Here is a 6,153-nt window from a genome sequence, read left to right as displayed (position 1 = left end):
CGCCGCTGGGTGGATGCGGAATTGCCCAAGGATCTCATGCGCAAGCTTGAAGCGGATGAGGAAAACTACCCCTTTGAAATATGGGATAAACTGAAGGAGCAAGGCTTCTTTGGAGTCGGCATCCCTGAAGAGTATGGCGGCCTTGGCGGCGATGTGCTGATGCAGATGATCTTCGCCCGCGAAATGGCCCGCACGGCGGGCGGCTTGTTGTGGGTATGGGGGCTGACCTCATTCGGCGGCGCGCACTCTGTATCGGTTGCTGGTAGCGAAGAACAAAAGAAGCGTTGGCTTCCCGAAATGGCAGCCGGAAACCTGCGTGTTTCCCTCTCCATGACCGAGCCTGACGGCGGGACCGATGTGCTCGGCGCGATGAAGACATTTGCCGATAAAGTCGATGGCGGCTGGAAGCTGAACGGCGCGAAAATGTGGACGACCGGCGCGAAGGTTGCCGACCGGCTGCTTGTGCTGGCACGCAGCGATCGCAATGCCGAAAAGAAGCATCACGGGCTGATCGCCCTGTTTGTGGACGCCAAGTCTCCCGGTATAACCACCAGTCTGCTGCCCAAACTCGGCATGCGCGCCATGGGCAGTTGTGAAGTGCACTACGAAGACGTTTTCGTGCCCGACGAGGACGTGCTTGGCGAACCTGGCAAGGCGTGGAGCGCAATGCTGCCGAGCCTCAACAACGAACGTATCATGGTGGGCGCACAGTGCCTGGGCGCGATTGACGGCGTTCTGGAAGACGCGCTGGAATACATGATGCAACGCAAGGCGTTTGGCGGCGTGATCGGTCGGTTCCAGATTCTGCAGCATTATGTTGCTGACATCGCCACCTCGCAGAAGGTGACCGAACTCCTGCTGTATAACGTGGCATGGATGCAATCGAACGGAATGGCATGTGGCAACGAGGCAAACATGCTAAAGATGGTGGCTACTGAAAATGCCGTAAAGGCAGCCGATATGGGCATCCAGATCATGGGCGGCATGGGCTATTCGGCCGAGACCGACATGCAGCGCTATTGGCGTGATCACCGCATCTTGAGGATGACGCCAATCTCCAACGAGATGGTGCGCAATTCTATTGCCGAGAATCTCGGCCTGCCGCGGTCGTTCTGAAGGATATCGCAGATGGAAGATTTCCTCCCTGCCCCCGACGTCGCCGGAACATCGCTGGATGGCACCGCGATCTTTACGATCGATGCCGATGAAAATGCCGCCCTATGCAAATCCACCGGGCTGGAACCGGCTAGCGATGGCACCGCGCACCCCATCTATTATTACATTGCTACCCAGGTCGCCATGGGCAAATCCGTGGCAGGGGTTTGCGAAACCTGCGAATTCGACGTGGAAGATGGCCCGATGATGGGTTCATCCGGCGTACGCTTTGCCCAGCAACTGATGGTTGGGCAGGACTATAGGGTTACTGGTGAAATCCTCAGCCTCGTGCGCAAGAAAAGCCGCAAGCTTGGTGTGATGGACGTGCTTACTTACCGCCTGCGCCTCCACCCCGCTGAAGGGGGCGACGCGGTGCTGGAGACAGACAACGTGTGGGTTCTGCCGCGCAAGGAGTTGGCCGCATGACCGGCGCAAGCAGCATCAAGGCTGGCGATTCCTTGCCGCCGTTCGTAATAGAGAGCGTCAGCCCCGATACCATGCGCGACTGGTCCGTGTTTCTGGCCGATCCAAATCCAATCCACCTCGATGTGGAAGTGGTGAAGGCCAAGGGTTTGGGCGACAAACGGATCAACCAGGGCCCTATAAACGTGGCCTATTTGATGAACATGCTGATGGCGGCCTTTCCCGGCTGCCGTATCGAAAGCATGGATTCCCGCTTTCTCGACAACGTTTACGAAGGCGACCGCGCGGTCGCTTCCGGCGAAATTACGGCGGTTGAAGGAAACCGTGTTTCCTGTGACCTCAAACTCGATGTGGATGGGCGCGGCACCGTGAATGCCGGCACCGCCACGATAATTATCTGATCCAAGGAGACGAATAATGCCCAGCGGTCCTTTTGCCCATGTATGTATGGTGGTACGCGACCTCGATCAAGCGATCGAGGACTGGACCAAGATCCTTCGCGTTCTCGATCCGCAATCGCTGGAGAAGCCGATCGTAAAGTACGACGAATTTTCCAGCGGAGACGATGCCGGAATGAAGTGGGCTACCTTCGTCAATGAGTATTCCACCGAGATCCAGTTCATCCAGCCGGCACCCGGCACACCGCTCGGCAAGCGGCTGGACAAGGTCGGCGAACATGTTCATCACCTGTGCTTCACCACCGACGACGTTCCCGCCGCGATGGAAAAGCTGAAGGCCGAGGGCCTGCATCTACCCGGGGGTGGCGAGACCTTTAACGATCCCGACATGACCTGGCAGAAATGGAGTTGGGTAGGTGCCAAGAGCACGCATGGTTGCCTGATCGAAGTTGCTTCGCCTTATGAAAGCCATGACGATGGCAAGTGGCATCACGCGCCCGGGAAGTTTGCCTACAAGGGCCCGGGAGAGCACTCCAGCCACGCTGAAACAGTGCCCATCAAGGCCTGATTTGCGCGGCGATACTGTCAGTTATAGGGGGGACGGACTGGAGCTTTCCGGGCTAGCCTTTGGCGACCCGGAGGCTCCTCCTGTGCTTTTTTTTCATGGCGGCGGCCAAAGCCGCAACGCCTGGCGATCCTCGGCTCGCCAAGTAGGTGAAGCAGGCTATTACGGGATCGCTTTCGATTTGCGCGGTCACGGTGAAAGCCAATGGGCAAGCGATGGCGATTACCATGTCGAGGCGTTTGCCCGCGATGTGGAGGCTCTACTTAAACAGTTTTCAAGGCGCGTAACACTGGTCGGTGCATCTCGGGGCGGGCAGGCGGCACTGATCGGGGGGGCGCGCCACCCGGCAAGGGTCCGGCTGATCATGCTGGCCGACGTGGCTCCCGACATGCCAGACGACGGGATCGTCGGAATTCGCCAGTTCTTCGCCGAAGGTGCCAGGGGCTATGACAGTCTTGATGAGGCTGCCGCTGCGCTGTCCCATCATCTCGCACAGCCTCGCATGGCCGATCCCGCACGGCTTGCCCGATCCATGCGACAGGACGAAATGGGGCGCTGGCACTGGCATTGGGATCCCGCCACCGGCAAAGAAGAATTCCTGCATCCGCCAAGCGAGAACGAAGCCGTGCTTGCCGCAGCAGCGCGGGTAACCTCTCCGCTGGTGATGGTGCGGGCAGAGCTGAGCCACCTCGTCAGCGATAGCAACACCGCGCGTTTCAAGGCGCTTGCCCCGCATCTGGAAATATTGATCGCACGCGGCGCAGGTCACATGTTCACAGCCGACAGGAATGATGCCTTTGCAGCACAATTGCTGGCACAACTGTCCCGCTTTCCAGAGGAGCCTATCGGATGAGAGCAAGGAATGCCTTGATCGTGGGCGCCACCGGCGGCCTTGGGCAAGCAGCCGCCAAGGCGCTAGCCGAAGACTTCGAAGGCCTCGCCCTCACCTATCGTTCCAGCAAGGCAGAGGCGGAGAAGCTTTGCGCCAGCCTGCCCCCTTCGTGCAAAGGCTGGCCGGTATCCTGCGACCTTGCCGATCCCGCTTCGGTCCAATCTGCCGTCGCCGATGGAGCCGCGCAGCTCGGCTCCATCGATGCTGTGGTCTTTGCCTCCGGCGTGGCCATAGAGCAGCCCTTCGTCAGCCAGATCAAAGAGAGCCAGTGGCGCGAAGTCATCGAGACCGAACTGATCGGGCTGACGCGTGTAGTGGCGGAAATCCTGCCAATTTTTCGCGCGCAAGAGCACGGCAACCTCGTGATCGTCGTCTCGGTGGCGAACTACACCTTCCCTCCGGGAGATGCCCTTTCGTCAGTGCCCAAGGCGGGCATGGAGGCGCTTGGCAGAGCCATCGCCAAGGAAGAGGGCAAGTTCGGCATACGTGCCAACATGGTGGCACCCGGAATCATCGATGCGGGCCTTGGTACGAACTTCCTGCAGACCCTCTATTCGCCCGAAGTTTGGGAGCAGCAGAAGAAGGCAATAGCACTGCGCCGCTTCGGTACGGGCGGGGAAGTGGCAGAGGCAGTGCGGTTCCTCGCATCGGACCGGTCGGCCTACATAACGGGGCAAACAATCATCGTAGATGGAGGCTTCAGCTTATGAGCACGTTCGATCGCGGCCATCTTTCGAAGGTCAATGCGATTTGCCGCTGCGGTCTGACAATTGAAGGGAAACCCTGCCATGGGAGTAGGCATAGGATCGTTCTATTCTTACTGGAATGTCGGAGATCATGGGATTTGAGTAAAGTTTTTCGTACCCTTGGGCCTGAAGGTTTTGTGGTTTAATATTTCTGCAGCGCGCCGCTCGAAGGTAAGGCCGCCGTCCAGCAGAAGTGGGATAAATTCGCTGGCACCTACACGGTCGAAGTAGCCGAACTGCTGGTGAATGGCGATTAACCTGCGACTTTCATTCTCAATCACGTGCACGGCGAATGCGGCACGACCACCCTGCTCAGCACCGAAACGAGCCACGTGCGGGGCCAGAGAATTTGTATTCGCAATTTCCACCGCTCGTATGAATGAGCCGGGCGCTTGCGAGCGGGCCCCGCGCGCCACACACAACAAGAAAGGGGAGGCATCGCTGCCTCCCCTTGGTTTTACTGAAGGGCGCCTTGCTCTACTTGTAGGGATCGACCGGCTGCAGAGCCTCCATCACTTCGAGATCGATCAGCATCGAGAGCACATCGGAGATCGAATAGATATGGACAATCTTGTCGCCTTCGAACTTGATCCAGCTGAACCAAAGCACGTCCAGCTGATTTCCGGTCGGCTGCACGCCCATGTAGGGGCCGCCGGTGTGCTTCCCGTGGTGGTGGCACAGCACGCAGATCTCATCGTCGCCCTTACCCCAGGCCTTCAGCGTGCGATAAACCGACGGGGGGAAGGTCTTGTATAGAGCCATCGGGGAAGTCGACCATTCCTCGAACGTGCCTAGGTCAGGACGGTTCGGATTGTCGTAGGTCATTTTCGACTTGTCCATGAACTCGTCAAAGCCCGACCAGTCGCCGACGTTAAGCTTTTCGTGGAGATCCATCCACTGGTTGACCATGAAGGTCTGGCGTTCAGTCAGGCCATCGCAAATCTCTGCTCGCTTTTCGGGCGAAAGCTTGAAGTCGTCCATTGTGAAGGGGGGGATCCGCCCGGCCATAAATTCTCTCCAGTTAAGTGCGCTGCGGATTGCAGCTTCGGAATGCATGCGACCGGCACCCATGCGGATCACGGCCTTCAAACACGCTCCTTTTCGATTTCATGACCCAGGCTGCAACCTACCAATGGGAAGGAACGAACCATCGTGCGCAGGCGCATTCAAGAAGGGCTGACGGACAGAAGGGAGACTGCCGTGCTTTCAATCGAAGAGATGTCTGACAGATTCGAGATCCAGGATCTGCTGGTCGGCTATTGCTATGCCGTAGATAACAAGGATTTCGATGCTCTGGACCAGTTTTTCACCGATGACGCGGTGATCGACTACAGTGAGATGGTTGGTATCAAGGGCTTACTGCCCGAGATAAAGGCCTTCCTCGAAGCCAGCCTTGGCCCGATCCCGATGGCCCAGCACGCAGTTTCCACCACGCAGTACAAATTCGATGGCGATACCTGCGAAACGCGCACTGTCTGTTACAATCCGATGGTCGTTCCGGGAGACCATGGTGAACCGCAAACGATCTTCTTCGGCCTCTGGTACATTCACCAGTTCCGCCGCACACAGCAAGGTTGGCGAATTTCCAGCCTCTACGAAAAGAAGAGCTACGCCCACAACCTGCCCTCACATATCAAGGCGTTGACCCAGTGAACCCGGAAGCAATCGCAGCGCAAACCATGGGCGATCCGGTCAATCCTTGGATTATGGAAACCGGCAGCATCTATCTGTGGTGCGGCCTGCTGCTGGCAGCAGCGGCCCTTACCGCGAAAAACCGCCGAATACCCCTCTTCGGCCTTATGCTGGTCGCCGGGTCCAGCGGATTCTGGCAAGAATTCTTCGCCGATTGGGGCGCCTATTTGGCGTGGAACCCGCAGTTCGAACGCCTCCCCTTCTGGGGCGAAATGGCCTTTACCACCCCGGTGAAGCCGATGTTCATGCCGTTTAGCTGGGGCTGGTGGTTTGCAGTCTCCA

General features: G+C 58.2%; 9 protein-coding genes and 1 pseudogene. 8 read left to right on the top strand and 2 right to left on the bottom strand.

The window, feature by feature from the left end:
* The 6 genes from C0456_RS19370 to C0456_RS19345 form a co-directional block, all read left to right on the top strand.
* The coding region (locus C0456_RS19370) for an acyl-CoA dehydrogenase family protein (RefSeq protein ID WP_291055886.1) at positions 1 to 1,116 on the top strand (1,116 nt) is incomplete at its 5' end.
* A 12-nt stretch (positions 1,117 to 1,128) separates the two neighbouring features.
* On the top strand, positions 1,129 to 1,581 hold the full coding sequence (locus C0456_RS19365; protein WP_291055883.1) for a hypothetical protein: 453 nt from the start codon (positions 1,129 to 1,131) through the stop codon (positions 1,579 to 1,581).
* Positions 1,578 to 1,979 (top strand): MaoC/PaaZ C-terminal domain-containing protein, encoded by a 402-nt coding sequence (locus tag C0456_RS19360; protein WP_067399106.1) that lies wholly within the window; start codon positions 1,578 to 1,580, stop codon positions 1,977 to 1,979. Before C0456_RS19365 ends, C0456_RS19360 begins: the two co-directional genes overlap by 4 nt.
* A gap of 16 nt (positions 1,980 to 1,995) precedes the next feature.
* Entirely contained in the window at positions 1,996 to 2,544 is a 549-nt protein-coding gene (locus tag C0456_RS19355; RefSeq protein WP_291055875.1) for a VOC family protein, read from the top strand.
* A gap of 82 nt (positions 2,545 to 2,626) precedes the next feature.
* Positions 2,627 to 3,394, top strand: a complete 768-nt coding sequence (locus C0456_RS19350; RefSeq protein WP_291055871.1) for an alpha/beta fold hydrolase — start codon at positions 2,627 to 2,629, stop codon at positions 3,392 to 3,394.
* Positions 3,391 to 4,143 carry an SDR family NAD(P)-dependent oxidoreductase gene (locus C0456_RS19345; RefSeq protein ID WP_067399097.1) on the top strand — a complete coding sequence of 251 codons (753 nt, stop codon included), beginning with the start codon at positions 3,391 to 3,393 and terminating at the stop codon, positions 4,141 to 4,143. The genes C0456_RS19350 and C0456_RS19345 overlap by 4 nt, the downstream gene beginning before the upstream one ends.
* A 125-nt stretch (positions 4,144 to 4,268) precedes the next feature.
* Here the strand turns inward: C0456_RS19345 and C0456_RS19340 are convergent, their stop codons facing one another.
* Together C0456_RS19340 and C0456_RS19335 are read right to left on the bottom strand one after the other, a co-directional pair.
* The gene (locus C0456_RS19340; protein WP_067399094.1) at positions 4,269 to 4,511 is read right to left on the bottom strand and encodes a hypothetical protein; all 243 of its coding nucleotides are present in this window, start codon (positions 4,509 to 4,511) and stop codon (positions 4,269 to 4,271) included.
* Between the two features lie 145 nt (positions 4,512 to 4,656).
* Complete coding sequence (locus C0456_RS19335) at positions 4,657 to 5,187, bottom strand: ester cyclase (protein WP_291055865.1); 531 nt, start codon at positions 5,185 to 5,187, stop codon at positions 4,657 to 4,659.
* 192 nt (positions 5,188 to 5,379) lie between these two features.
* Here C0456_RS19335 and C0456_RS19330 point away from each other — a divergent pair, with 192 nt between their 5' ends.
* Positions 5,380 to 5,832 carry a nuclear transport factor 2 family protein gene (locus C0456_RS19330; protein ID WP_291055862.1) on the top strand — a complete coding sequence of 151 codons (453 nt, stop codon included), beginning with the start codon at positions 5,380 to 5,382 and terminating at the stop codon, positions 5,830 to 5,832.
* Positions 5,829 to 6,153 (top strand): annotated as a pseudogene (locus tag C0456_RS19325) (hypothetical protein); the annotation flags it as partial. The gene C0456_RS19330 and the pseudogene C0456_RS19325, both read left to right, overlap by 4 nt.

It is taken from the genome of Hyphomonas sp., assembly GCF_013823385.1.
GTDB lineage: Bacteria > Pseudomonadota > Alphaproteobacteria > Caulobacterales > Hyphomonadaceae > Hyphomonas.
The sequence above is the reverse complement of the archived record's forward strand: the minus strand, read 5'-3'. Positions and strand labels throughout refer to the sequence as shown.